This is a genomic window from Nocardioides sp. Leaf307, assembly GCF_001423135.1.
Classification (GTDB): Bacteria; Actinomycetota; Actinomycetes; order Propionibacteriales; family Nocardioidaceae; genus Nocardioides; species Nocardioides kribbensis.
On sequence record NZ_LMNY01000002.1, the window covers coordinates 1 to 24,736 of the forward strand.

The following is a 24,736-nucleotide window of genomic DNA, read 5'->3' on the forward strand; positions in this document are numbered from 1 at the left end:
AGGACGCGAGGAAAAAGAGATGCCTGACAAGAACAAAACCCTGACATGATGTCAGAATCATTGTCTTACCAAAGAAACCATCAACCAACCCCCAAAAAGGAGATCAGCCAACGGGGCATAACAAACTAATTCGTCGACTATGACACACTGTTGAGTTCTCAAGAATCAGACGCACACCGTCCTGCGACCTTCCGGTCGAAGCGGCGGGGCAACCTGCAGAAACTTACCGGTCCGACCTCAGCGCGTCAACTCCGTCGGAGTGACTCCCTGCCGTACGATCCGGCCGCCGCACGTGCGTCAGCCACTCGAGGTGACCTCGCGGTCCGAGTGGCAGCTGCTCACTGCGACAAGAAGAACGTTACACACGTGTTGCGGGGAGGCCAAATCAGGGCGTCAACACCCCAACGGGGGTGCCTTGCGGTAGGCGCTGACGGTCGGATCCTCCGCGATCCAGAAGCGCCACGGCCGCTCGGCGTCGCCCCGGAGCCCCACCCGTGGCCCCCGCTCCACGGCGGTGACAGGCTCCCCCGGATGCAGGGTGACGGTGCTCGGGGCGAGGAGGTCCGTCCCGTCGTGGTCGAGCCGCAGGCCGAGGGCCTGACCGAGCCGTCCCGGCCCCCGGGCGAGGTCGCGGGCGAGGCCGGTGCGCCGACGGGACCGGGCCTCGTCGGCACCCGCCACGACTTCGCCGGCACGCAGCAGCACGGCACCGGGCGATCCCTCGGGACCGGTGACGACGTTGGCGCACACGTGCAGGCCGTAGGAGAGGTAGACGTAGAGCCGCCCGGCGGGGCCGAACATCGTGGCGTTGCGGCGGGTGGGACCGCGATGGGCGTGGGAGCCGGCGTCGTCGGCGCCGCCGTAGGCCTCGACCTCCGTGAGGCGGATCGACACCCCGGCGTGGGAGACCACGGCACCGAGCAGCAGCGGCGCGACCCGCTCCACCGGGGCGGCGAGCAGCACCGCCAGGTCGTCGGGCCCGGGACGCGCGCCGCTCACGTGTGTCGGCTCAGGAGCCGAGCCGCGCGCGGTGCGCGGCCACGACCGCACCGAGCTCGTCGAGCTGCTCGCGCACTCGGACGGGGGCGGTGCCGCCGCGACCGTCGCGGGAGGCGACGGAGCCCTCGGCGCTGAGCACGTCGCGGACCCCCGGGGTCAGGGCCGGCGAGATCGCCGCGAACTGCTCGTCGGTGAGCTCGTGCAGCTCCAGGCCCAGCTCCTCGCACCGGCGCACGCACGCGCCCGCGAGCTCGTGGGCGACGCGGAACGGCACGTTCTCCCGCACCAGCCACTCGGCGATGTCGGTGGCCAACGAGAACCCCTGGGGGGCGAGCTCCGCGAGCCGCTCGCGGTCGAAGACCAGGGTCGCGACCATGCCGGTGAAGGCCGGGAGCAGCACCTCGAGGGTGTCGACGGAGTCGAAGACCGGCTCCTTGTCCTCCTGGAGGTCCCGGTTGTAGGCCAGGGGGAGAGCCTTCAGGGTGGCGAGCAGACCCGAGAGGTTGCCGACGAGCCGCCCGGCCTTGCCGCGGGCCAGCTCGGCGATGTCGGGGTTCTTCTTCTGCGGCATGATGCTCGAGCCCGTCGACCAGGAGTCGTGCAGCGTGACGAAGCCGAACTCCCGGGTCGACCAGAGGATGACCTCCTCGGCCAGGCGGCTGACGTCGATCCCCACCTGGGCGCACACGAACGCGAACTCGGCCACGAAGTCTCGCGCGGCGGTGCCGTCGATGGAGTTGGCGCTGGAGCCGGTGAACCCGAGCTCGGCGCCCACCCCCACCGGGTCGAGCCCCAGGCTCTGGCCCGCGAGGGCGCCCGAGCCGTAGGGCGAGTCGGCCGCGACGCGGGCGTCCCAGTCGAGGAACCGGTCGACGTCGCGCAGCAGGGGCCAGGCGTGGGCCATCAGGTGGTGGGCCAGCAGCACCGGCTGCGCGTGCTGCAGGTGGGTGCGGCCGGGCATGACGGTGGGCGTGCCCTCCAGGTGGTCGGAGGCCTGGGCGGCCAGCACGTCCACGAGGCCGAGCACCTGCCCGACCACGACGCGGCAGTGGTCGCGCAGGAAGACCTTGAAGAGCGTCGCGATCTGGTCGTTGCGGCTGCGACCCGCCCGCAGCCGCCCGCCGACGTCGGGTCCGACCTCCTCGAGCAGCAGCCGCTCGAGGGCGCCGTGCACGTCCTCGTCGGAGACGTCGGGCCGCAGGGTGCCGGCGGCGTACCGCTCCCCCAGTGCGTCGAGGCCGCGCAGCAGCTCGGCGTGGTCGGCCTCGGTGAGCAGGCCGGCGCGGTGCAGCGCGTTGGCGTGGGCGCGCGACCCGGCGAGGTCGTAGGGCGTGAGTCGCCAGTCGAAGTGGGTGGAGCGCGACAGCGCCTCCAGCTCCGGCGACGGGCCGCCGGCGAAGCGGCCCCCCCACAGCTTGCCGGTGTTCGTGGTGCTCACTGGTCTCCTCCCAGGACGGCCCGGACGGCCGCGGTCATGATGTCGCACAGGTCGGGCGAGACGAGCCGGCCGTCGTCGGCCAGGTCGTCGGGGGTCCACCAGCGCGCCTCGAGGACGACGCCGACCTCGGCCTCCTCGAGGTGGTCGAGGACGACCTCCTGCGCGCGGTCGAGGGCGAGGGCGAAGAAGGTCGCGTCGCCGCGGTAGGTCGTGCCGCGCCAGGAGAAGTCCTGCACCTGGTGGTGGAAGGGCCCCACCAGGTCGGCCGCCCCCGCCCGGACCCCGGTCTCCTCGTGCAGCTCGCGCAGGGCGGCGTCGACGAGGGACTCCCCCTCGTCGACGCCACCGCCGACGGTGCCCCAGCGCGGGGCGTCGGGACGCTCGGGGTCGTGGTCGAGCAGCAGCAGGACCTCGCCCGTCGCGCTGACCGGCACCACCCGGGCGCTGCGGCGCAGGATCGGCTCCATCAGTCGGTGCCGAACTCCATGGCCGCGTGGTCGAGCGCCTCGTCGTCGATGTCGCCCTCGCCGGCCGGGCGCGTGGCGATGCGCTTCGCGCCGCCCGGCTCGAGCTCGCCGAAGAGCGTGCCGTTCTCGACCAGCACCTGGCCCTGGTCGAGCGGCTGGGTGGCGTAGAGCTCGAGCTTGGCGCGCGAGTCGGCGATGTCGAGGTTGCGCATCGTGAGCTGGCCGATGCGGTCGGTGGGCCCGAACGCGGCGTTCTCGGTGCGCTCCATGGACAGCTTGTCGGGGTGGTAGGAGAAGGCCGGCCCGTCGGTGCGCAGGACGGTGTAGTCCTCGCCGCGCCGCAGGCGCAGCGTGACCTCGCCGGTGACCAGCGAGGCGATCCAGCGCTGGATCGACTCCCTCAGCATCAGCGCCTGGGGGTCCAGCCAGCGGCCCTCGTAGAGCAGCCGGCCCAGGCGACGGCCCTCGTTGTGGTAGCTGGCGACCGTGTCCTCGTTGTGGATCGCGTTGAGCAGGCGCTCGTAGGCGATCCACAGCAGCGCCATGCCGGGGGCCTCGTAGATGCCGCGCGACTTGGCCTCGATGATGCGGTTCTCGATCTGGTCCGACATGCCCAGCCCGTGACGCCCGCCCACGGTGTTGGCCTCGTGCACCAGGGCCACGGGGTCGGCGAAGGTCTGGCCGTTGATCGCCACGGGGCGGCCCTGGTCGAAGCGGATCGTGACGTCCTCGGTGGCGATGTCGACCGCGGGGTCCCAGAACTTCACGCCCATGATCGGCTCGACCAGCTCGAGGGAGGCGTCGAGGTGCTCGAGCACCTTGGCCTCGTGGGTGGCGCCCCAGATGTTGGCGTCGGTGGAGTAGGCCTTCTCGGCGCTGTCGCGGTAGGGCAGACCGTGCTCGGTCAGCCACTGGCTCATCTCGGCGCGCCCGCCCAGCTCGTGCACGAAGTCGGCGTCGAGCCAGGGCTTGTAGATGCGCAGGGCGGGGTTGGCCAGCAGCCCGTAGCGGTAGAACCGCTCGATGTCGTTACCCTTGAAGGTCGACCCGTCGCCCCAGATGTCGACGCCGTCCTCGTGCATGGCGCGCACCAGCATCGTGCCGGTGACGGCGCGGCCGAGCGGGGTGGTGTTGAAGTAGGTGCGACCGCCGGAGCGGATGTGGAAGGCACCGCAGGCGATGGCGGCGAAGCCCTCCTCGACCAGCTGGGTGCGGCAGTCGACGGCGCGGGCGATCTCGGCGCCGTACTGCAGGGCACGGTCGGGCACGCCGGAGATGTCGGGCTCGTCGTACTGCCCGATGTCGGCGGTGTAGGTGCAGGGCACCGCACCCTTGTCGCGCATCCACGCGACGGCGACGGAGGTGTCGAGGCCGCCGGAGAACGCGATGCCGACGCGCTCGCCCTTCGGCAGGGTGGTGAGGACCTTGCTCACGGTGGGGCTCCTTGGGGATCGGGACGGAAGTCTGGTGGGGCGGCGCACGCTCCGTGCGGGGCGCCGCGGCGTCAGGTCGTGCGGGGAGGTGCGACGGGGGTCAGGGCGCCGGCGGGACGTGGGTCTCGGCCAGCGCCAGGAATCGTCGGGCCAGGTCGTCGCCGCCCGCGGGGTCGCGACCGATGACCAGGACGGTGTCGTCACCGGCGATCGTGCCGAGGATGTCGGGGAAGTCGGCCTTGTCGAAGGCGCTGCCGAGGAACTGCGCTGCGCCGGGCGGGGTGCGCAGCACCACGAGGTTGGCGCTCGCGTCGGCGCTCACGAGGAGCTCCGCGCACAGCCGGGCCAGCCGCGCGCGCGCCGCGGCCGAGTCGGCCGGCGGGGCCGGGCGACGGTCGCCGCCCTCACCGGGCACGGCGTAGACCAACGCACCCGAGGCGGCGCGCACCTTGACGGCGTCGAGCTCGACGAGGTCGCGCGAGAGCGTGGCCTGGGTGACCCGGACACCGCTCTCGGCCAGCAGCACGGCGAGCTCGCCCTGCGAGTGGACCTCCTGGGTGGAGACCAGCTCGACGATCAGCTGGTGGCGCGCGTTCTTGGTCGCGGGCCGCAGGACCGACTCGGTCATCAGGCTCACCTCTCCCCCGCCGTCGGGTCCTGCGCGAGCGAGGGGTCGAGCAGGAAGGCCAGGACGGCCTTCTGGGCGTGACGCCGGTTCTCCGCCTCGTCCCAGACCACGCTCTGCGGTCCCTCAAGCACCTCGGCGTCGATCTCCTTGCCGCGGTAGGCCGGCAGGCAGTGCAGCGCCACGGCGTCGGGCCGCGCGTGCGCCAGCAGCGTCGTCGTCAGCGACCACGGCGCGAACACCGCCGCCCGTGCCTCGGCCTCCTCCTCCTTGCCCATGGAGACCCAGGTGTCGGTGACCACGACGTCGGCGCCGGTGACCGCGACCACCGGGTCGGCGACCGCCGCCACCGAGCCGCCGGTGCCGGCGGCGATCTCGGCGGCCCGGGCGAACATCGCCTCGTCGGGCAGGTAGCCCTCCGGCGCGCTGACGCGCACGTGCATGCCCGCGGTGGCCCCGGCCAGGAGCCAGGAGTTGCCCATGTTGCACGCCGCGTCGCCCACGAAGGCCGCGGTCAGACCCGCGAGGTCGCCCTTGTGCTCGCGCACGGTCAGCAGGTCGGCCACCAGCTGGCACGGGTGGAACTCGTCGGTGAGCGCGTTGACCACCGGGACGCCGGCGTGGGCGGCCATGGTGTCGAGGTCGGACTGGTGGAAGGTGCGCCACACGACGGCCGCGACCTGGCGGCCCAGGACCCGCGCGACGTCCTCCACCGACTCGCGCACGCCGATCCCGGCCAGGCGGCCCTCGACCACCATGGGGAAGCCGCCGAGCTCGGCGATGCCGGCCGAGAACGACGTCTGGGTGCGCAGGGTCGGCTTGTCGAAGATCATCGCCACCGACCGCGGGCCCGCCAGCGGGCGCTGCTGGTGCGGCGAGGCCTTGAGCTGCGCGGCGAGGTCGAGCACGCGCGCCTGCTCGGCCGGCGACAGGTCGTCGTCGCGCAGGAAGTGCCGCAGCTCCACCGCGGCAGGCAGGACCGTCCCGGTGGGGGCCGGCGCGCTCACGAGACGCCCGCGTCGTCGAGGATCCGCGGCCACGCCGCGAGGAAGGCGTCGACGTCGGCGGTGCCCAGCACGAGCGGCGGGGCGAGGCGGATCCGGCGCGGCGTGGGGTTGTTGACGATGAAGCCGTGGGCCATCGCGGCCGCGGTGACCTCGGCGGAGTGCTCCGAGACCAGGTCGAGCCCGATGAGCAGGCCCTCACCACGCACCTCGGTGACCCGCCGGTCGGCGAGCAGCCCCGCCCGCAGCCGGTCGCCCGCCTCGACGGCGTGGGCCAGCAAGCCCTCGGACTCGATGGTGCGCACGACGGCCAGCGCGGCCGCACAGGCCACCGGGTTGCCGCCGAAGGTCGTGCCGTGGTTGCCGGGGTCGAAGAGGTCGGCGGCGCGGCCCAGCCCGAGGACCGCGCCGATGGGGAAGCCGCCGCCCAGTCCCTTGGCCAGCGTGATCACGTCGGGCACCACGCCGGAGGGCAGGTGGGCGTACCAGGAACCGGTGCGGCCCATGCCCGACTGGACCTCGTCGAACCACAGCAGCGCGCCGTGCTCGTCGGCGACGCGCCGCGCCGCGGCGAGATAGCCCTCGGGCGCGACCACGACACCGGCCTCGCCCTGGATCGGCTCGAGCAGGACCGCGGCGGTGTCGTCGGTGACGGCGGCGGCCAGCGCGGCCTCGTCGCCGTACGGCACGAACTCGACGTGGCCCGGCAGCGGCTCGAAGGGGGCGCGGTAGGCCTCCTTGGAGGTCAGGGCGAGCGCGCCCATGGTGCGGCCGTGGAAACCGCCCTCGGCGACCACCACGTGGGTGCGCCCGGTGCGGCGGGTCAGCTTGAAGGCGGCCTCGTTGGCCTCCGCGCCGGAGTTGGCGAAGAAGGCCTTGCCCTCGGCGCCCGCGAACGACAGCAGCCGCTCGGCCAGCTCGACCTGGGGGGCGCTGGTGAAGAAGTTGGAGATGTGGCCCAGCGTCGACAGCTGCGTCGTGACCGCCTCGACCAGTGCGGGGTGGGCGTGGCCCAGCGCGTTGACGGCGATGCCGCCGAGCAGGTCGACGTACTCCTTGCCGTCGGCGTCCCACACGTGCGCGCCCTCCCCGCGCGTCAGCACGAGCTTGGGCGGGCCGAAGGTGTTCATCAGGGAGTCGGCGTAGCGCTCCTGCAGCGCCTGCTGCTCGGTCATGACTGGGTCTCCCGGGCCTTGCGGGTCTTGGTCTCGACGCCGGGCAGCACCTGCGTGCCGACGCCCTCCTTGGTGAACAGCTCCAGCAGCACGGCGTGCGGCTCGCGCCCGTCGACGACGGTGGCGCGCGGCACCCCGCCCTCGACCGCGAGCAGGCACGCACCCATCTTCGGGACCATGCCGCTGGCCAGCGAGGGGATGACCTCGGCGAGGGACTCGGGGCTGATCTCGCCCACGACGTCCTCGGAGTCGGGCCAGTCGAGGAAGAGGCCCTCGACGTCGGTCAGCACGAGCAGCTTCTCGGCCTTGAGCGCCACGGCCAGGGCGGCGGCCGCAGAGTCGGCGTTGACGTTGTGGACGGTGCCGTCCTCGTCGGGGGCGACCGAGGAGACCACCGGGATGCGGCCGGCCTCGATGAGGTCGAGCACCGACTCCGGGCGCACCCGGGTCACCTCGCCGACCAGACCGAGGTCGACCTCCTCGCCGTCGACGACCGTGCCGGTGGCGGTGGCGGTGAACAGACCGGCGTCCTCGCCGGAGCAGCCCACGGCCAGCGGGCCGTGCTCGTTGATGAGTCCCACCAGCTCGCGCTGGACCTGGCCCACGAGCACCATGCGCACGACGTCCATCGCCTCCGGCGTGGTCACGCGCAGGCCGCCGCGGAACTCCGACTCGATGCCGAGGCGGTCGAGCATGCTGGAGATCTGCGGCCCGCCGCCGTGCACGACGACGGGTCGGAAGCCGGCGAAGCGCAGGAAGGCGATGTCCTCGGCGAAGGCCCGCTTGAGGGAGTCGTCGGTCATGGCGTTGCCGCCGTACTTCACGACCACGATCTTGCCGTGGTACTGCTTCAGCCACGGCAGGGCGGCCGCGAGCGTGCGGGCCTTGGCCTGGTCGGGCTTGCCGACGGTGAATTCTCCGGTGCTGGAATCGTTCATGATGAGTAGGCGCTGTTCTCGTGGACGTAGGCGTGGGTGAGGTCGTTGGTCCAGACGGTGGCCCGCTCGGAGCCCGCCTTGAGGTCGATGGTCACGCTGACCTCCCGGCCGGTGAGGTCGACGGTCTCGGGGTCGGCGTGCGGGGTGGACCGCTTGCAGACCCACACACCGTTCATGGCGACGTCGAGGTCGGCGGGGTCGAAGGCCGCCGCCGTGGTGCCGATGCTGGCGAGCACGCGACCCCAGTTGGGGTCGTTGCCGAAGATCGCGGCCTTGAACAGGTTGCTGCGGGCCACGCTGCGCCCGACCTCGACGGCGTCGTCCTCGGAAGCGGCGTTGAGGGTCGTGATCGCGATCTCGTGGTCGGCGCCCTCGGCGTCCTTGAGCAGCTGCATCGCCAGGTCGGTGCACGCCTGGGTCAGGGCGTCGGTGAAGTCGTCGACCGAGGGCGTGATGCCGCTGGCGCCGCTGGCCATCACCGTCACGGTGTCGTTGGTGGACATGCAGCCGTCGGAGTCGAGCCGGTCGAAGGAGACCCGGGTCGCGGCGCGCAGGGCCCGGTCGAGATCCGCGGCCGGGACGACGGCGTCGGTGGTGAGGACGACCAGCATCGTGGCCAGCTGCGGCGCCAGCATGCCCGCGCCCTTGGCCATGCCGCCGACCGACCAGCCGGCGCCCTCGACGACGACCTGCTTGCTCACCGAGTCGGTGGTCATGATGGCGTGGGCGGCCTGGTCGCCGCCGTCGGGTGAGAGGGCCGCGTGGGCGGCGTCGACCCCGGCGAGGACCTGGTCGCGGTCGTTGGTCAGGCCGATCAGACCGGTCGAGCACACCACCACGTCGAGCGCCCCGATGCCGAGGTGGTCGGCGACCCGCTCGGCGACCGCGTGGGTCGTCTGGAAGCCCTCGGGGCCGGTGTAGCAGTTGGCGCCACCGGAGTTGAGGACGACCGCGCGCACGGTGCCGTCCTTGACGACCTCCTGGCTCCACAGCACCGGGTTGGCCTTGCAGCGGTTGGCGGTGAAGACCGTGGCGGAGTCGTGCGCGGGACCCTGGTTGACCACCAGGGCGACGTCCTTGCCGCCGGAGGCCTTCAGGCCCGCCTCGACGCCGGCGGCGACGAAGCCGGAGGGGGTGGTGACGCTCATCTCTTCCTCTTCTCGCTGCTGCTGGATCCGGAACGCCGGTCCGGCTGCTGGTCGGACTGCGCATCCTTGCGGGAGCGACCGGTCGTGCGCGGGGGCTTGTCGGTGCCGTTGCCGGCACGCGGCTCGCGCTCGCGCGGAGCGCGTGAGGCGCCGACGGGCACCGCGGGTCGTACCGTGTGGCCGTGACGGCGCCAGGCCTCGGCCGCGCGCTCGGTGGCGCCGGAGGGCACCAGCACCCAGTCGGTCTCGAAGGTGGAGATCGAGAAGACGCTGATCTGCTCCTCGGCCAGTGGCACCAGCAGCGCCGCCAGCACCCCGGTCGCCTCGGTCGGGATCGGGCCCTGCACCGAGAAGGCGACCAGGCCCTTGTGGGCGACCTGCTTGGTGGGCACGTTGCGGCCCGCGCAGATCAGCGTGGTCTCGGTGGCGGTCGCCGTGACCGAGAACAGCGACGACGACTCCGCCCAGCTCGGCACCTCGGCGCCGACCGGGAGCTTCACCAGCGCGAGCTTCTCGGGGAACTGCTGCAGCACGTACGACACCGTGCCGCCCGACACGGCGGGGCCGCCCTCGTGGGTGCCGGTCTCCGCCGGCTCGTCGCCGCTCACGGCGCGATCCCGACCGCGGTGAGACCGGTGGTCTCGTCGATGCCGAGCGCGATGTTCATGCACTGCACGGCCGCACCGCCGGTGCCCTTGGCGAGGTTGTCGACGGCGCCGACCGCCACCAGGCGGCCCGCGGCCTCGTCGACGGTGACCTGCACGTGCACGGCGTTGGAGCCTGTGACCGACTTGGTCTGGGGCCACAGGCCCGCGGGCAGGAGGTGCACGAACGGCTCGTCGGCGTAGGCCTCGGCATAGACGTCGTAGGCCTCCTCCGCGCTGACCGGGTCGACCAGCGGGGCCGAGCACGTGGCCAGGATGCCCCGTGGCATCGGCACCAGCAGCGGGGTGAAGCTGACGCTGACCGTGCCCTCGACGAGGCGCGAGAGGTTCTGGGTGATCTCCGGGGTGTGGCGGTGGGTGCCGCCGACGCCGTAGGCGCTGGCGTTGCCCATCACCTCGCTGCCCAGGAGGTTGGTCTTGGCCGCCTTGCCGGCGCCGCTCGTGCCGGAGGCCGCGACCACGACGACCTCGGGGTGCACCAGCCCTGCGGCGATGGCCGGGGCGAGGGTCAGCGAGGACACGGTGGGGTAGCAGCCCGGCACGGCGAAGCGAGTGCGGCCCTCGAGACGCTCGCGCTGGCCGGGGAGCTCGGGCAGGCCGTAGGGCCACGTGCCGGCGTGGTCGCCGCCGTAGAACTGCGCCCAGGCCGCGGGGTCCTCGAGGCGGAAGTCGGCGCCGCAGTCGATGACGATCGTGTCGTCACCGAGCTGGGCGGCGAGCTCGCCGGACTGGCCGTGAGGCAGGGCGAGGAAGACCACGTCGTGACCCGAGAGCACCTCGAGCGTCGTCTCCTCCAGCACCCGGTCGGCCAGCGGCACGAGGTGCGGCTGCAGCGCGCCCAGGGGCTGACCCGCGTTGGAGGCACCGGTCAGGGCGCCGATCTCCACCTCGGGGTGGCCCAGCAGCAGGCGCAAGACCTCTCCCCCGGCATAACCGCTGGCACCGGCGACAGCGACACGTCTCCTCGTCATGTGCATGACTATACAAGTCAATGCATGAGCATGTGCAAGTCGGTCGTCGGCGTGGCTCGGCGGGGCTCGGCGTGGCTCGGCGTGGCTCGGCGTGGGCCTCCGGGACGCCGGGAGCGTCACACCCGCGGCGGCCCTCCACCCGCAGGCCCGGGTCGGACGCGGCGCGGGGAGCCGGCGAAGCCGCTGACGGGACGGCGAGCGCGTCGGCGGCAGCAGCCGCAGGAGGGCCGGCACGCGACCGCGCGCAATCGCGCCACGCGCGCACTCGACCCAGCGCCCCACCTGCACCAGCCACGCAAACCCCGCGGCCACCACCAGCGACCGCACGCAATCGCGCCACGCACGCACTCGACCCAGCGCCCCACCTGCACCAGCCACGCAAACCCCGCGGCCACCACCAGCGACCGCACGCAATCGCGCCACGCGCGCACTCGACCCAGCGCCCCACCTGCACCAGCCACGCAGACCCCGCGGCCACCACCAGCGACCGTGCGCCATCGCGCCAGCTGCGCACGGGTGGGGTGGTGCGGTGGGGAGGCCCGGGGCGGGCGACCGCGGCTCCGCACGCAGGGTGCGGAGCCGCGGGGACCTCAGGCGCGCTGGACGGCGCCGGTGCGCTCGACGGCCGCGTCGACGGCGGACTGTCGGGCCGCCACGATCTCGTCGTCGGTCAGCGTGCGGTCGGGGGCACGCAGGCGCAGGGCGAAGGCCAGCGACTTGCGCCCCTTGCCGAGCTGCTCGGAGCGGTAGACGTCGAAGAGCCGGATCGACTCCAGCAGCTCGCCGGCCCCCGCCACCAGGGCGGCCTCGACGTCGGCGGCCGTCACGGCCTCCGCCACCACCAGGGCGACGTCCTCCTTGGCGAGGGGGAAGCCCGAGACCACCGGGCCCGGCACGACGTCGACCGCGTGACGCAGGAGGGCGTCGAGCTCGACCTCGACCGCGGCGGAGCGCGCCGGGAGGTCGAAGGCCTTGCAGACCCTCGGGTGCAGCTCCCCGGCGTGGCCGACCACGACCCGGTCGTCACCCTGGCCGACGGCGACCTCGGCGCAGCGGCCCGGGTGCCAGGGCATCCGGGCGGCCGCGGCGACCTCCAGCCCGATGCCGAGCTCGGTCGCGACGCGGCGCAGCACGGCGAGCGCGTCGGCCCAGCCGGCGTCGCGGCCCTCGCCCCACCAGCCGGCGCGCTCACGCTCACCGGCCAGCACCACCGACAGGTGCTGCGGCTGGCGCGGGATGGCGTCGAGCAGGGCCTGGAGCTCGGCGTCGGAGGGGCGCTGCTCGACGCCGTAGATCGGGGCGGGACCACCGTCGACCGGGAAGGCCACGGTGCCGGTCTCGAAGAGGGCGACGCCGGCGGCCCCGCGCCCCAGGTTGCGGGCGGCGGCGCGCAGCAGACCCGGCAGCAGCGTCGTGGTGTACGCCGGCTCCTCGGAGCTGATCGGGTTGGCCAGGCGCACCGTGCGGCGTAGCGGGTCCTCGGCCGGCAGCCCCAGCGCGTCGAAGGTCGCCTCGCCGACGAACGGGAAGCTGATCGCCTCCACGCACCCGGCGCCCGCGAGCACCCGGCCCACCCGACGGCGCAGTCGCTGCTCACGGGTCAGACCGCGCCCCGCGGCCTCGGTGGGCAGCACCGAGGGCACCTCGTCGTAGCCGACGATGCGGGCGACCTCCTCGACCAGGTCGAAGGGGTCGGTGACGTCGGGGCGCCAGGTCGGCGCCGTGACGGTGAGGGCCTCGCCGTCGACCTCGACCGCGCAGCCCACGGCGCGCAGGTGAGCGATCGTGGTCTCGGCGTCGATGGGCATGCCGGTCACCCGCGCGGGGAGGTCGGCACGGGCGTGGACCACGGCCGGAGCGGGCGCCTGGCCGACCACGGTCACCCCCGTGTCGGCCCGGCCCCCGCCCAGGGCGGTGAGCAGCTCGACGGCGCGGTCGGCGGCCACCTCGGGCAGCCGCGGGTCGACGCCGCGCTCGTTGCGCTTGCCGGCCTCGGAGCTGATGCGGTGGCGCTTGCCGGAGCGGAAGACCGAGGTGGCGTCGAAGTGGGCCGACTCCACCACCACGTGGGTCGTCGAGGCCGACATCTCGGTGCGGGCGCCGCCCATGACGCCGGCGATGCCGATCGGGCCGGTCGCGTCGGCGATGAGCAGGTCCTCGGGCGAGAGCTCGCGGTCGGTGTCGTCGAGGGTGGTGATGCGCTCCCCCGGCTCGGCGCGACGCACGCGGATCGCCCCGTCGAGGGTGTCGCCGTCGTAGGCGTGCAGGGGCTGGCCCAGCTCGAGCATGACGTAGTTGGTCACGTCGACGCCGAGGGAGATCGAGCGCATGCCGGCCTGCTGGAGGCGGCGGACCATCCAGTCCGGCGTGGGGGCCGTGGCGTCGAAGCCGGTGACCGTGCGCGCCACGAAGAGCGGGCATCCCGCGGCGTCGTCGACCACCACCGGGTGGCCGTGGTCGTCGGCGGGCGGCACGTCGCGCTCGGCGGGGTCGACGTAGGGCAGGTCGTAGGCCAGGGCCGCCTCACGGGCGATGCCGCGCAGCGAGAGGGCGTAGGCACGGTCGGGGTTGATCTCGAACTCGATGACCTCCTCGCGCAGGCCGAGCAGGTCGAAGACGTCGTCGCCCGGCTCGCCGGCGTCGGCGGGCAGCACGATGATGCCGTCGTGCTCCTCGCCCAGCCCGAGCTCGGAGGAGGAGCAGATCATGCCGGCCGAGACGTGGCCGTAGGTCTTGCGCGACGAGATCCGGAAGTCACCGGGCAGCACGCCGCCGGGCAGGACGGTGACGACGAGGTCGCCGGGGGCGAAGTTGTGGGCTCCGCAGACAATGCCCTGCGGCTCGCCGGTGCCGTTGGCGTCACCCACGTCGACGGTGCACCAGTTGATGGTCTTGCCGTTCTTCTGCGGTTCCGGCTCCATGGTGAGCACGCGGCCCACGACGAGCGGACCGGTGATGCCGGCACCGGCGCGCTCCACGGCCTCGAGCTTGAGGCCCAGGGCGGTCAGGCGTGCGGTGAGGTCGTCGGTGGAGACGTCGGCGGGCAGGTCGACGAGCTCGCGGATCCACGAGACAGGGGCCTTCATCAGATCTCACTCCCGAACGCGGTGGTGAAGCGGACGTCGCCCTCGAAGAGCGCGCGCAGGTCCTCGATGCCGTGGCGGAACATCAGCATCCGGTCGATGCCGAAGCCGAACGCGAAGCCGGTGTAGCGCTCCGCGTCGATGCCGCACGCGGTGAGCACCCGGGGGTTGACCACCCCGCAGCCGCCGAGCTCGATCCAGCCCTCGCCGCGGCACGTGCGGCAGGACGCGGCGGCGTCGGCCGCGCCGTCGTCGCCCGTGGCGAGCCCCGTGCCGCGGCAGACGAAGCAGACCATGTCCATCTCGGCCGACGGCTCGGTGAAGGGGAAGTACGACGGGCGGAAGCGCGTGGAGATCCCGGCGCCGAACAGCGAGGAGACCAGGTGGTCGAGGGTGCCCTTGAGGTGGGCCATGGTGATGCCCTCGTCGATGGCCAGGCCCTCGACCTGGTGGAAGACCGGGCTGTGCGTCGCGTCGTACTCGTCGGTGCGGAAGACGCGACCGGGGCAGGCGATGTAGATGGGCGGGGTGCGCGTGAGCATCGAGCGCGCCTGCACCGGCGAGGTGTGCGTGCGCAGGACGACGCCGTGGTCGGCCGGGTCGGCCCAGAAGGTGTCCTGCATCGTGCGCGCCGGGTGGTCGGGGCCGAGGTTGAGGGCGTCGAAGTTCAGCCACTCGGCCTCGAGCACCGGCCCCTCCGCGATCTCCCAGCCCATCGCGACGAAGATGTCGGCGATCAGCTCCGAGCCGGTGGTCACGGGGTGACGCGCGCCGACCGGGAGCCGGTCGGTGGGCAGCGTGACGTCGACGGTCTCCTCGACGAGCATCCGCTCCTCGTGCTCGGCCTCGAGCACCTGCTGGCGGCGCGCAAGGGCCTGGTTGACGGCACCGCGCGCCTGGCCGATGCGCTTGCCGGCCTCCTTGCGGGCCTGCGGGGGCAGCGCGCCGATCTCGCGGTTGGCCAGCGCCAGGGCGGAGCGGTCGCCCGCGTGCTCGAGCCGGGCCGCCTTGAGCTGCTCCAGGTCGGTCGCGGCCTCGATGGCCGCCACGGCGGCGTCGCGCGCCGCCTCGACCTCCTCGGACTTCAAGGGGGTGACCTCCACGGGGTCGAAGTCGGTGTTGGGACCGGACATGACTGCCTTTCCAGCGGGTGGCCGCGCACTCCGGCGCGCGGCGTGGTCAGTCTAGGAAGCCGCGGCCCCCGCCCGCGAACCGGTTGCCGGCCCTGGACGACGCCGTGCCGTGCGCCCGGCCCGTGGACGCCCGCCGCGCCGGGGCCGACCCGACCGGGGTCACTCCGGTCGGCGGTCCTCGCTGGGCCAGGTGAGCACGATGCTGGCGCCGCCGCCGGGGGCGTCGCCGATGCTGACGGTGCCGCCGTGGGCACGGGTCAGGCCCCCGACGATGTACATGCCCAGGCCCGTGCCGCCACGCGCCCCGCCCTTCCAGAACTTGGTGAAGACGCGGCGCCGCAGGTCGAGCGGGATGCCCTCGCCCTCGTCCTGCACGACGAGCCGGACCCCGGCGTGGTCGTGGTCGGGGCCGAGCGGGTCCAGGGTCACCGACACCGTGCCCTCGCCGTGGCGCACGCCGTTCTCGACCAGGTTGGTGACGACCTGGGTGAACTTGTCGGGGTCGGCGGAGATCTCCGGCAGGTCGGCGGCGACGTGCAGCGCCACCGGGCGCGAGGTGCCGGCCTGCACCGACTCCACGATGCGACCGGTCAGCACGGCGGCGTCGCTGGGGCGGGGGTAGAGCTGGAGTCGCCCGGTGTCGATGCGGGCGACGTCGAGCAGCTCGGCGATGAGGCGGCTCAGCCGGTCGGAGTCGGCGCTGACGGTGGTGAGCATCAGCTTCTTCTGGTCGTCGCTCAGCTTGTCCCAGCGGTTGAGCATGGCCTGGACGAAGCCCTTGACCCCGGTGAGCGGGGAGCGCAGCTCGTGGGCCACCGTGGCGACCAGGTCGGAGCGCTCCCGGTCGAGCCGGGCCCGGCCGCGACCGGAGCGGAGGGTGACCACCACGCTGCTCACGGGGCGGTCGAGCGCCGGGCGGTGGATGCGCGCGGCCACGAGCACCTCGGTGCCGTCGGGCAGCAGCCACGACTGCTCCGGGACGGCCGTGCGCGTCACCAGCCCCCGGTAGGGGCAGTTGTGGTCGAACCACGCCGCGCCGTCCTGGTCCTGGAGGGCCAGCACCTCGGCCAGGCCACGCCCCACCCCGTCGAGGGCGCTGCGGCCGAGCATCTGCACGGCCACGCGGGAGACGAGCGTGACGCGGCCCTCGGCATCGGCGACGACGACGCCGTCGGGCAGGGAGTCGGCGAGCTGCTGGGCGTCCACGCGGCCCACCCTAGGCCCCGGCGAGCCACCCCACCGGCTGCGCGAGGGACGGGTCAGACGCGGTGGGCGCGGGCGGAGGCGTAGAGGCAGAGCGCCGCGGCGGTGGAGAGGTTGAGGCTCTCGGCCCGCCCGAGGATCGGGATGCGGACCCGGTGGTCGGCCAGTGCCGCCAGCTCCTCGGGCAGTCCCCACGCCTCGTTGCCGAACAGCCACGCGGTGGGGGCCGCCAGCAGGTCGTCGGCCTCGAAGAGGTCGACCTCACCGGCGCCGTCGGCGGCGAGGACCTGCAGCCCCGCGGACTGCGCCCGGCGTACGGCGTCGGCCGGGTCGGCCGCCACGGCGACCGGCACCTGGAACAGGCTGCCGACGCTGGCGCGCACCGTCTTGGGGTTGTAGGCGTCGACCGAGCTGCCGGCCAGCACCACGGCTCCGGCTCCGGCGGCGTCGGCGGTGCGGACGACGGTGCCGGCGTTGCCGGGGTCGCGCACGTCGGCGCAGACGGCCACCAGGCGGGGCGCCGGGTCGAGCAGGTGCTCCAGCGGCCGGTCGAGGAACCGGCACACCGCCACGACCCCCGCCGGGCTGACGGCGTCGCTGAGCGAGGCCAGGGCGCGCTCGTCGACGAGGGTCCAGGCCGCGTCGGCCCGCTCGGCCGCCGTGGCGAGCGCGACGTGGCGCTCGGCGGCGGCGGGCGTGGCGAAGACCTCGACCACGCAGCCGGGCACCGCGAGGGCCGACTCGACGGCCTTCGGACCGTCGGCAAGGAACAGCCGCCGCTCGGATCGGGCCGAGCGGCGGCTGAGCTTGCGCGCTTCCTTGACGCGACCGTTGCCGGTCGTCAGGGGGACGGTGGTCAGGCCGAGGCCTCCGCCTTGGGCGCGTTGACGTCGGCGGGCAGAGCGGCCTTGGCCGTCTCCACCAGCGCGTTGAACGCAGCGACGTCGTTGACGGCGAGCTCGGCGAGGATCTTGCGGTCGACCTCGACGCCGGCCAGGTTGAGGCCCTGGATGAAGCGGTTGTAGGTCATGCCCTGCGCACGCGCGGCGGCGTTGATGCGCTGGATCCACAGCTTGCGGAAGTTGCCCTTGTTCTTGCGGCGGTCGTTGTAGCTGTAGACCAGGGAGTGGGTGACCTGCTCCTTGGCCTTGCGGTACAGGCGCGAGCGCTGGCCGCGGTAGCCGCTAGCGCGCTCGAGGGTCGTCCGGCGCTTCTTCTGGGCGTTCACTGCCCGCTTGACGCGTGCCACGTTGTTACTCCTTGTTGCGGTGGAAGATCTGAGGTGGTGCCGACCGGGTCGGCGTGGGCGGTCGCGACGGGCGCGGCCAGCAGGGGTGGACGAGGGTCAGAGACCCAGCATCTTCTTGGCGCGCGGGACGTCGGCCTTGGCGACCTCCACGGTGCCGGTGAGGCGACGCGTGACCTTGGAGGCCTTCTTCTCCAGGTTGTGGCGCTTGCCGGCCTTCTCGCGGAGGATCTTGCCCGAGCCGGTCACGCGGAAGCGCTTGCCGGCACCGGAGTGGCTCTTGTTCTTCGGCATCTGTATCTCTCTCTCGTCGTCAGCCACGGGCACGGTGGTGCCCCGGCGGGAGTCTCAGGCCTCGATCTCGGGATCGAGGTTCTCGGAGCGGCCACGCTCCTTCTTCTTGGCCACGGGCCCGGCGGCGTGGGCGGCGTCGCGCTCGGCGCGCTCACCGGCCTCGAGCGCGGCACGCTCGGCGGCCTTGGTGTCCTTCTGGGCCTGCATGTCGACCTTGGCCTCGGCCTTCTTCTTGTGCGGGCCCAGGACCATGATCATGTTGCGGCCGTCCTGCTTGGGCGAGGACTCCACGAAGCCCAGCTCGGTGACGTCCTCGGCCAGACGCTGCAGCAGACGGAAGCCCAGCTCGGGACGGTGCTGCTCACGACCGCGGAACATGATCGTGATCTTGACCTTGTCCCCGGCGCGGAGGAACCGCACGACGTGACCCTTCTTGGTCTCGTAGTCGTGGGCGTCGATCTTCGGACGAAGCTTCATCTCCTTGATGATCACGTTCGTCTGGTTGCGACGGGCCTCGCGCGCCTTCTGGGCGTTCTCGTACTTGAACTTGCCGTAGTCCATGAGCTTGCAGACCGGCGGACGGGCCATCGGGGCGATCTCGACGAGGTCGAGGTCGGCTTCCTGGGCAAGGCGCAGCGCGTCGGCGGTGGGAACGATGCCGACGGTCTCGCCACTGGGGCCAACGAGGCGGACCTCGGAAACCCGGATCCGGTCGTTGATTCGAAGCTCGGTGCTGATGTGTCCTCCTGGTTGGGATCTGTCCGGAGGCCTCGCGCCGTCCACGCACGGCGTGGAAATGAACAAAGGCTCCCGCTGGTGACCCAAGCGGAAGCCAGTCGCGACACGTCTCCCCGGCCGGGTGACGCATCGTCTGCCGAGGGCCCGCGCCGTGCTGGCACGACGCGTGGTGGATCCTCGGTAGACCGGTGACCCGACGACCTGTGCCTCGGACTGCTCCGTGGCGGCGGTCGGTGCGGGTGGGAGACGTGTGCTGCTGGTCCCCGCTTGGAGATCGCCCCGTCGCAACGTGCACGGCGGAACTGATCGGTCAACACCGAACCCTAGCCGAGCATTCCGACGCCGCGCCAATCAGCGGAGCCGTCGGCCGGGCCGGAGCGTTCGGCCGGCCAGTCGGCCGGGTCAGTCGGCCGGGTCAGTCGGCAGGAGGGTCGGCGTCGGGGCGCACCCATCCCGAGCGCTCGCCGACGCGCGCCAGCGTCCACCCGGCCGCCAGCGCCTCGAGGTCCTGACCCTCGATCGCCACCACCACCGGGCCGGCCAGGTCGACCACGAGGGCGGCGGCCTCCTCCTGCACCGCCGACAGCGCCGCACCCGACGCCGGCACCGGCACCGGCCGGGCCTGCGGGTCCCAGGCCGCCATGGTCTCCAGCGAGGTGAAGGCCAGCAGGGCGCGCCGCCCGTCGCGGCCGGTCATCAGCACCGCAGCCATGTCGCTGGTCTTGTCGTGGGCCAGGCCGGCGTCGTCGACCTCGACCTCGCCGAGCACGGCCACCACCGGCACCAGCAGGCGCGAGGTCGACAGGGCCGCGAGGGCGTCGACGTAGGCACCCCGGTCGGAGGAGTACGCCGCCAGGGCCGCCACCACGTCGGGGGCGGCACGCCCGTCGTCGTCGGGGAAGGCCGGCCCCTGCAGCTGGCGGGGCAGGCCGGGCGGCTGGTCGCTCACCCGTTCATCCTCCCCGACACGGCGCTGCACGGCGAGCCGGGGGTGAGACCGGAGGGGCGGCCGAGCGCGCGGTGTGTGATCCGCACCGTAAGTCGAGTGTCTGAGTTGACTTACAGGTATTGGTTTGCAGAGGGTGGAGCCATGACCGTGACCCCCGTGCTCGCCGGCCCGGCCGCGCCCACCCCCACGACCCCACCCCCACGACCCCTGCGACGTCCCCGCCTGCGGCACTTCCGCCGGTGGGTCTCCCCCCTCGTGATCCTCACGCTGTGGCAGCTCGCCAGCAGCACGGGGCTCCTCGACCCCCGCACGATGGCCTCGCCCGCGCAGATCGCCGTGCAGGCGGTGGAGCTGGTGCGCGACGGCACGCTCGGGCCGGCCGTGCTGACCTCGGTGCAGCGCGTGGTGCTGGGCTTCCTGATCGGCGCCGTGATCGGCGTCGTGCTCGCCGTGCTCGCCGGGCTCAGCCGGGTGGGAGACGACGCCGTCGACCCGCCGATGCAGATGCTGCGCACCCTCCCCCACCTCGGGCTCGTGCCGCTGTTCATCATCTGGATGGGCCTGGGCGAGACCCCGAAGATCGCGCTGATCGCGATGGGCGTGATGTTCCCGCTCTACCTCAACACCCTCGGCGGCATCCGCAGCATCGACCGCAAGACGATGGAGGTCGCCAAGGCGCTGCACCTCACGCGGGCCCAGCGGATCCGCCACGTCGTCGTGCCCGGCGCGATGCCGCAGACCCTCGTCGGGCTGCGCCAGAGCCTCGGCATCGCCTGGCTCACCCTCATCGTCGCCGAGACCCTCAGCGCCACCTCGGGGCTCGGCTTCATGATCAACAACGCCCGCGAGTTCCTGCGCATCGACGTGATCGTCGTGGGTCTCGTGGTCTACAGCCTGCTCGGTCTGCTCACCGACGTCGTCGTCCGCCACCTCGAGAGAAGGGCCCTGTCATGGCGTTCCTGAAGTCCCGCTCCGCCGCCCGCGACTCCGCCGGGAGCCGCTCGGCCCGACGGGGGGCTCCGGCCCTCGACGCCTCCCTGGTCGCCCGGGTCCGCTCCCACCACCGCTCCTTCGGCCAGACCCACGTGCTCAAGGACGTCGACCTCGACATCGCCCCCGGCGAGTTCGTGGCCCTCCTGGGGCGCAGCGGCTGCGGCAAGTCGACGCTGCTGCGCAGCCTCGCGGGGCTCGACCCGGCTCCCGTCGAGGAGGTGCAGGTCAGCGGACGAACCTCGGTGGCCTTCCAGGAGCCGCGGCTGCTGCCGTGGCGCGACGTGCGCGAGAACGTCGCCCTCGCGCTGCTCAACGCCCCCGAGCGCGCCGAGCGGCACCGCCTGGCCGACGAGCGGATCACCGAGGTCGGCCTCAGCGGCAAGAGCGACGCCTGGCCGCTGCAGCTCTCCGGCGGGCAGGCCCAACGGGTCTCGCTGGCCCGGGCGCTGGTCAGCAACCCCTCGCTGCTGCTGCTCGACGAGCCGTTCAGCGCCCTCGACGCGCTGACCCGCATCGAGATGCACCAGCTCGTCATCGACCTGTGGCGACGCCACTCCATGGCCATCCTCATCGTGACCCACGACGTCGACGAGGCCCTGGCCCTGGCCGACCGGCTCATCGTGCTCGACGGGGGCAAGGTCGCCGACGCCTGGCGGATCACCCTGCCGCGCTCGGACCGCGACCACTCCCAGCCCGAGATCGCCCGCACCCGCTCCGCGGTGCTCCAGGCGCTCGGGGTCAAGCCCACTCCCCCCAACCCGAACCGTCAGACCCAGAAGCAAGGTGCCGCATGAACCACGTCTCCCCCACCTCCCCGCGCCACGTCGGACGCCGACTGCGTCGCCGTGGCCTGCTCGCCGGTGCCGTCGCCGCCGGGCTGCTGCTCACCGGCTGCGGTGGCGGCACCGGCAACGAGGACGCCGTCGCCGACGACGGGTCGGTCGACCTCAGCAAGGTGACCCTGATCGTCGGTGACCAGCGCTCCAGCAGCGTGCGCGCGCTGCTCGAGGCCGCCGACCTGGCCGACACGCCGTACGACATCGAGTGGAAGGAGTTCACCTCCGGCCCGCCGATGCTCGAGTCGATCAACGCCGGGGCCGTGCACGTCGGGCTCGTCGGCAACACCCCGCCGCTCTTCGCGGCCGCGGCCCAGGGGCAGTTCAAGATGGTCCAGGCCGTCACGTTCTCCGGCAAGGGCGACGCGATCCTCGTGCCGAAGGACTCCCCCATCCGGTCGGTGGCCGACCTGGCCGGCAAGGACGTCGGCGTCGCCGTCGGCAGCTCGGCCAACTACAACCTGCTGGCCCAGCTCGGCGAGGCCGGCGTGGGCTACGACGAGATCGAGGTCAAGAACCTCCAGCCCGCCGACGCGCTGGCCGCCTTCACCTCCGGGAGCCTCGACGCGTGGGCGGTGTGGGACCCCTTCACCTCCCAGGCCGTGATCGACGAGGGTGCCCGGGTGCTCGTCGACGGCGAGGAGCTGGTCAACGGCTACAACTTCCAGGTCGCCTCCGACGAGGCCATCGACGACACCGCGACGGCGGCCGCGCTCGAGGACTACCTCGCCCGGGTCACCGAGGCGCAGCTGTGGTCGGGCGAGCACCAGCAGGAGTGGGCCGACGTGTGGGCCGAGCAGACCGGCCTGACCCCCGAGGTCACGCTGGCCGCGGCCAAGCAGCGCCCGGTCACCATCGTGCCGATCGACGAGGAGGTCATCGCCTCGGAGCAGGAGATGGCCGACGCCTTCACCGAGAACGGGCTGCTGCCGGAGTCGGTGGACGTGGCCGACTACTTCTCCGACGCCTTCAACGACGTCACCGCCACCCAGCAGAGCCCGACCGCCGGAGCGGCCCGCTGATGCCGGGCGCGAGGCTCCACTGGTTCCTGCCGACCTCCGGCGACAACCGCGGACTCGTGGGCGCAGGGCAGGGTGTGCCGACCTCCGTGCGTGCGGGTCTCGACGAGACCGTCACCCACGGCTTCCGGGCCCCGAGCATCGACTACCTCGCCCAGGTCGCGCGTACGGCGGAGCAGCTCGGCTTCGAGGGGGTGCTGACCCCGACCGGCACGTTCTGCGAGGACGCGTGGCTGACCACGGCGGCACTCGTCCGCGAGACCACCCGGCTGAAGTTCCTCGTGGCCTTCCGACCCGGTGTGGTCAACCCGGTGCTGGCCGCCCAGATGGCCGCGACCTACCAGCGCATCTCCGGGGGCCGGCTGATGCTCAACGTCGTGACCGGCGGTGAGCCGCGCGAGCAGGCCCGGTTCGGTGACACCGCGGCCAAGGAGGTGCGCTACGCCCGCACCGAGGAGTTCCTCGCCGTGGTGCGTGGCACCTGGTCGCAGGCGCCCTTCGACTTCGACGGGGACCACTTCCGCGTGGAGGGGGCGATGGTCAGCGGTGGCATCGACCCGGTGCCCGACGTCTACTTCGGCGGCTCCTCCGGGCCGGCCGGCCCGGTCGCGGCCAAGCACGCCGACGTCTACCTCACCTGGGGGGAGCCGCCGGAGCTGGTGGCGGAGAAGATCGCCTGGATGCGCGAGCTCGCCCGGGCCGAGGGACGCACGCTGCGCTTCGGGCTGCGCGTGCACACCCTGTCGCGCGACACGAGCGAGGCGGCCTGGGCCCACGCCCAGACGCTGCTCGACGGCCTCGACCCCGCCACCGTCGCCGGGGCCCAGGAGGCCCTGCGGGCCAGCGAGTCGACCGGGCAGCAGCGGATGCTCGCCCTGCGCGACGGGCGGACGAGCTTCGACTCCGCGCGTGAGCTGGAGGTGTCGCCGAACCTGTGGACCGGCGTCGGCCTGGTGCGCGGAGGTGCCGGCACCGCCCTGGTGGGCAGCCACGACGAGGTGGCCGCCCGCATCGCCGACTACCACGCGGTGGGCGTCGAGGAGTTCATCCTGTCCGGCTACCCGCACGTGGAGGAGGCCTACTGGTTCGCCGAGGGGGTCATGCCTCGGCTGGCCGCCCTGGGCGTTACCGGGGCGGCCGCCGCAACGGGCGCGCGCGAGGCGGTCGCCGCGGGGCGCTGACACCCCGGGCGCGCCGCACCACGCACGCGGCACCACCCGACCCCGGGCCTCGCGCGAGGCCCGGGGTCGCTCGCGTGTGTCAGGCTGGAGGGGTGGACGACGCCGCCTGGGCCGCACTGACCCTCACCCTCACCGCGCTGGGCGCGGTGGGCACCTGGCTGGTCTGGCGGCGACGCGGCCCGGCTCCCGCCCTGCGGGTCGGCGGGCTGACCCTGCTGCCCCTGGCGGCCTACCTCACCGACACCCTGCAGATGGCCACCCGCATCGGCACCGCCGTCTCCGACTGGGCGGCCGGCCTCGTGCTCAGCCCGGTCGTGTGGACCGGGATCGTGCTGGCCGGCGTCGGGGTCGGCCTCGTGCTGCTCGCCGGGTCGCTCACCGCCCGCGGCATCGGGGTGCGCGGCGTGCAGCGAGAGGGCGCCGTGGGCCCGGCCCGCGGTGCGGCCCTCGCGGGCGCCGACGGCTCTGCCGCACCGACCCGGGCGAGCCGGGCCGACCGGAGGGCCGCCACGGCGAGCGGGTCCGGCAAGGGCGAGCCCGCCATCGACGACGACCTCGCCGACATCGAGGCCCTGCTGCGCAAGCGCGGCATCTCCTGACCCCCGCCCGGAGCGCCCGGGTGGTGCTCGACCTGGCCCGGGAGCGGGCGCCGCGGCTGGGCGGCTCGCGGCTGGTGTGCCTCGACGGGCCGGCCGGGTCGGGCAAGACCACCCTGGCCGCGGCCCTGGCCGACCTGGCGACCTCCGCCGGGCTCGACACCCGTGTCGTGCACATGGACGACCTCTACGACGGCTGGGAGGGACTGCCCCGCGTCGGCGAGGCGCTGGCACCGCTGCTGGGCCCCCTGTCGCACGGGGCCCCCGGCCGCTACCGCCGCTACGACTGGCACCGGGCGGCCCCGGCCGGGACCGTCACCGTGCCCCCGGCTCCGCTGCTGGTGCTCGAGGGCGTGGGCTCGGGCCTCGTAGCGTGGGCGCGCCACCAGACCCTGCTGGTCTGGGTCGAGGCCCCGTCGGCCCTGCGGCTGGCCCGCGGCCTCGAGCGCGACGGCGCCGACCTCGCCGACCGGTGGCGTGCGTGGCGCACGGCCGAGGACCTCCACCACGCCGCCGACCGCACGCGGCAGCGGGCCGACCTCGTCGTCGACGGCACCGGCCGGACGCCCCCGGAGCAGCCGGGCGAGGCGCCCTAGGGTGGA

25 protein-coding genes are annotated in these 24,736 nt (G+C 73.4%); 6 read left to right on the forward strand and 19 right to left on the reverse strand.

Features of this window, described 5'->3' with window-relative positions; genetic code table 11:
• Positions 1–393 precede the first annotated feature (393 nt).
• The 19 genes from ASF50_RS09295 to ASF50_RS09385 all read right to left on the reverse strand — a co-directional run bounded on the left by ASF50_RS09295 (position 394) and on the right by ASF50_RS09385 (position 19,509).
• A complete protein-coding gene (locus ASF50_RS09295) occupies positions 394–999 on the reverse strand; it encodes a DNA-3-methyladenine glycosylase (RefSeq protein ID WP_056904918.1) in 606 nt (201 codons plus the stop codon).
• A gap of 10 nt (positions 1,000–1,009) precedes the next feature.
• On the reverse strand, positions 1,010–2,437 hold the full coding sequence (argH, locus tag ASF50_RS09300) for an argininosuccinate lyase (RefSeq protein ID WP_056904329.1): 1,428 nt from the start codon (positions 2,435–2,437) through the stop codon (positions 1,010–1,012).
• Complete coding sequence (locus ASF50_RS09305; protein ID WP_056862826.1) at positions 2,434–2,904, reverse strand: NUDIX hydrolase; 471 nt, start codon at positions 2,902–2,904, stop codon at positions 2,434–2,436. Before ASF50_RS09305 ends, argH begins: the two co-directional genes overlap by 4 nt.
• Positions 2,904–4,337 (reverse strand): argininosuccinate synthase, encoded by a 1,434-nt coding sequence (argG, locus tag ASF50_RS09310; RefSeq protein ID WP_056862825.1) that lies wholly within the window; start codon positions 4,335–4,337, stop codon positions 2,904–2,906. The genes ASF50_RS09305 and argG overlap by 1 nt, the downstream gene beginning before the upstream one ends.
• A 100-nt stretch (positions 4,338–4,437) precedes the next feature.
• Positions 4,438–4,965 carry an arginine repressor gene (locus ASF50_RS09315; protein WP_056862824.1) on the reverse strand — a complete coding sequence of 176 codons (528 nt, stop codon included), beginning with the start codon at positions 4,963–4,965 and terminating at the stop codon, positions 4,438–4,440.
• 5 nt (positions 4,966–4,970) lie between these two features.
• On the reverse strand, positions 4,971–5,921 hold the full coding sequence (argF, locus tag ASF50_RS09320) for an ornithine carbamoyltransferase (protein WP_056904919.1): 951 nt from the start codon (positions 5,919–5,921) through the stop codon (positions 4,971–4,973).
• 44 nt (positions 5,922–5,965) lie between these two features.
• The gene (locus tag ASF50_RS09325; RefSeq protein ID WP_056904330.1) at positions 5,966–7,141 is read right to left on the reverse strand and encodes an acetylornithine transaminase; all 1,176 of its coding nucleotides are present in this window, start codon (positions 7,139–7,141) and stop codon (positions 5,966–5,968) included.
• Positions 7,138–8,079 (reverse strand): acetylglutamate kinase, encoded by a 942-nt coding sequence (argB, locus tag ASF50_RS09330; protein ID WP_056862822.1) that lies wholly within the window; start codon positions 8,077–8,079, stop codon positions 7,138–7,140. The genes ASF50_RS09325 and argB overlap by 4 nt, the downstream gene beginning before the upstream one ends.
• A complete protein-coding gene (argJ, locus tag ASF50_RS09335) occupies positions 8,076–9,227 on the reverse strand; it encodes a bifunctional glutamate N-acetyltransferase/amino-acid acetyltransferase ArgJ (RefSeq protein WP_056904331.1) in 1,152 nt (383 codons plus the stop codon). Before argJ ends, argB begins: the two co-directional genes overlap by 4 nt.
• A complete protein-coding gene (locus tag ASF50_RS09340) occupies positions 9,224–9,835 on the reverse strand; it encodes an ACT domain-containing protein (RefSeq protein WP_056904332.1) in 612 nt (203 codons plus the stop codon). Before ASF50_RS09340 ends, argJ begins: the two co-directional genes overlap by 4 nt.
• Entirely contained in the window at positions 9,832–10,869 is a 1,038-nt protein-coding gene (gene argC / locus ASF50_RS09345; RefSeq protein WP_156697730.1) for an N-acetyl-gamma-glutamyl-phosphate reductase, read from the reverse strand. Before argC ends, ASF50_RS09340 begins: the two co-directional genes overlap by 4 nt.
• A 584-nt stretch (positions 10,870–11,453) precedes the next feature.
• The gene (gene pheT / locus ASF50_RS09350) at positions 11,454–13,949 is read right to left on the reverse strand and encodes a phenylalanine--tRNA ligase subunit beta (RefSeq protein ID WP_056904333.1); all 2,496 of its coding nucleotides are present in this window, start codon (positions 13,947–13,949) and stop codon (positions 11,454–11,456) included.
• Positions 13,949–15,079 carry a phenylalanine--tRNA ligase subunit alpha gene (gene pheS, locus ASF50_RS09355; protein WP_056904334.1) on the reverse strand — a complete coding sequence of 377 codons (1,131 nt, stop codon included), beginning with the start codon at positions 15,077–15,079 and terminating at the stop codon, positions 13,949–13,951. The genes pheT and pheS overlap by 1 nt, the downstream gene beginning before the upstream one ends.
• Before the next feature lie 159 nt (positions 15,080–15,238).
• Positions 15,239–16,285 (reverse strand): ATP-binding protein, encoded by a 1,047-nt coding sequence (locus tag ASF50_RS09360; protein ID WP_056862817.1) that lies wholly within the window; start codon positions 16,283–16,285, stop codon positions 15,239–15,241.
• Positions 16,286–16,338: 53 nt separating this feature from the next.
• Entirely contained in the window at positions 16,339–17,142 is an 804-nt protein-coding gene (locus ASF50_RS09365) for a TrmH family RNA methyltransferase (protein WP_056904920.1), read from the reverse strand.
• A complete protein-coding gene (rplT, locus tag ASF50_RS09370; RefSeq protein WP_056862816.1) occupies positions 17,139–17,531 on the reverse strand; it encodes a 50S ribosomal protein L20 in 393 nt (130 codons plus the stop codon). Before rplT ends, ASF50_RS09365 begins: the two co-directional genes overlap by 4 nt.
• Before the next feature lie 96 nt (positions 17,532–17,627).
• Complete coding sequence (rpmI, locus tag ASF50_RS09375) at positions 17,628–17,822, reverse strand: 50S ribosomal protein L35 (protein ID WP_056862815.1); 195 nt, start codon at positions 17,820–17,822, stop codon at positions 17,628–17,630.
• A gap of 54 nt (positions 17,823–17,876) precedes the next feature.
• Positions 17,877–18,605 (reverse strand): translation initiation factor IF-3, encoded by a 729-nt coding sequence (gene infC, locus ASF50_RS09380; RefSeq protein WP_082499984.1) that lies wholly within the window; start codon positions 18,603–18,605, stop codon positions 17,877–17,879.
• 370 nt (positions 18,606–18,975) lie between these two features.
• Positions 18,976–19,509 carry an SseB family protein gene (locus ASF50_RS09385; RefSeq protein ID WP_235557625.1) on the reverse strand — a complete coding sequence of 178 codons (534 nt, stop codon included), beginning with the start codon at positions 19,507–19,509 and terminating at the stop codon, positions 18,976–18,978.
• A 141-nt stretch (positions 19,510–19,650) separates the two neighbouring features.
• Between ASF50_RS09385 and ASF50_RS09390 the strand changes: the two genes are divergently transcribed.
• The 6 genes from ASF50_RS09390 (at position 19,651) to ASF50_RS09415 (ending at position 24,730) form a co-directional block, all read left to right on the forward strand.
• Positions 19,651–20,472, forward strand: a complete 822-nt coding sequence (locus ASF50_RS09390; RefSeq protein WP_056862814.1) for an ABC transporter permease — start codon at positions 19,651–19,653, stop codon at positions 20,470–20,472.
• Positions 20,460–21,296, forward strand: a complete 837-nt coding sequence (locus ASF50_RS09395) for an ABC transporter ATP-binding protein (protein ID WP_082503075.1) — start codon at positions 20,460–20,462, stop codon at positions 21,294–21,296. The genes ASF50_RS09390 and ASF50_RS09395 overlap by 13 nt, the downstream gene beginning before the upstream one ends.
• Positions 21,293–22,360: an ABC transporter substrate-binding protein gene (locus ASF50_RS09400; protein ID WP_082503076.1), complete on the forward strand. Its 1,068-nt coding sequence runs from the start codon at positions 21,293–21,295 to the stop codon at positions 22,358–22,360. Before ASF50_RS09395 ends, ASF50_RS09400 begins: the two co-directional genes overlap by 4 nt.
• Positions 22,360–23,538, forward strand: a complete 1,179-nt coding sequence (locus ASF50_RS09405; protein WP_056904335.1) for an LLM class flavin-dependent oxidoreductase — start codon at positions 22,360–22,362, stop codon at positions 23,536–23,538. The genes ASF50_RS09400 and ASF50_RS09405 overlap by 1 nt, the downstream gene beginning before the upstream one ends.
• A 92-nt stretch (positions 23,539–23,630) precedes the next feature.
• On the forward strand, positions 23,631–24,137 hold the full coding sequence (locus ASF50_RS09410) for a hypothetical protein (RefSeq protein WP_056904336.1): 507 nt from the start codon (positions 23,631–23,633) through the stop codon (positions 24,135–24,137).
• Between the two features lie 20 nt (positions 24,138–24,157).
• On the forward strand, positions 24,158–24,730 hold the full coding sequence (locus tag ASF50_RS09415) for a uridine kinase (protein ID WP_235557626.1): 573 nt from the start codon (positions 24,158–24,160) through the stop codon (positions 24,728–24,730).
• Positions 24,731–24,736: the final 6 nt, after the last annotated feature.

Bases quoted from the DNA above. Each gene is read 5' to 3' on its own strand.
- argB (WP_056862822.1), bottom strand. From the start codon at position 8,079: ATGAACGATTCCAGCACCGGAGAATTCACCGTCGGCAAGCCCGACCAG.
- ASF50_RS09305 (WP_056862826.1), bottom strand. From the start codon at position 2,904: ATGGAGCCGATCCTGCGCCGCAGCGCCCGGGTGGTGCCGGTCAGCGCG.
- ASF50_RS09390 (WP_056862814.1), top strand. From the start codon at position 19,651: ATGACCGTGACCCCCGTGCTCGCCGGCCCGGCCGCGCCCACCCCCACG.
- pheT (WP_056904333.1), bottom strand. From the start codon at position 13,949: ATGAAGGCCCCTGTCTCGTGGATCCGCGAGCTCGTCGACCTGCCCGCC.
- ASF50_RS09405 (WP_056904335.1), top strand. From the start codon at position 22,360: ATGCCGGGCGCGAGGCTCCACTGGTTCCTGCCGACCTCCGGCGACAAC.
- pheS (WP_056904334.1), bottom strand. From the start codon at position 15,079: ATGTCCGGTCCCAACACCGACTTCGACCCCGTGGAGGTCACCCCCTTG.
- ASF50_RS09315 (WP_056862824.1), bottom strand. From the start codon at position 4,965: ATGACCGAGTCGGTCCTGCGGCCCGCGACCAAGAACGCGCGCCACCAG.
- ASF50_RS09395 (WP_082503075.1), top strand. From the start codon at position 20,460: ATGGCGTTCCTGAAGTCCCGCTCCGCCGCCCGCGACTCCGCCGGGAGC.
- rpmI (WP_056862815.1), bottom strand. From the start codon at position 17,822: ATGCCGAAGAACAAGAGCCACTCCGGTGCCGGCAAGCGCTTCCGCGTG.
- ASF50_RS09325 (WP_056904330.1), bottom strand. From the start codon at position 7,141: ATGACCGAGCAGCAGGCGCTGCAGGAGCGCTACGCCGACTCCCTGATG.
- ASF50_RS09400 (WP_082503076.1), top strand. From the start codon at position 21,293: ATGAACCACGTCTCCCCCACCTCCCCGCGCCACGTCGGACGCCGACTG.
- argJ (WP_056904331.1), bottom strand. From the start codon at position 9,227: ATGAGCGTCACCACCCCCTCCGGCTTCGTCGCCGCCGGCGTCGAGGCG.
- argC (WP_156697730.1), bottom strand. From the start codon at position 10,869: ATGCACATGACGAGGAGACGTGTCGCTGTCGCCGGTGCCAGCGGTTAT.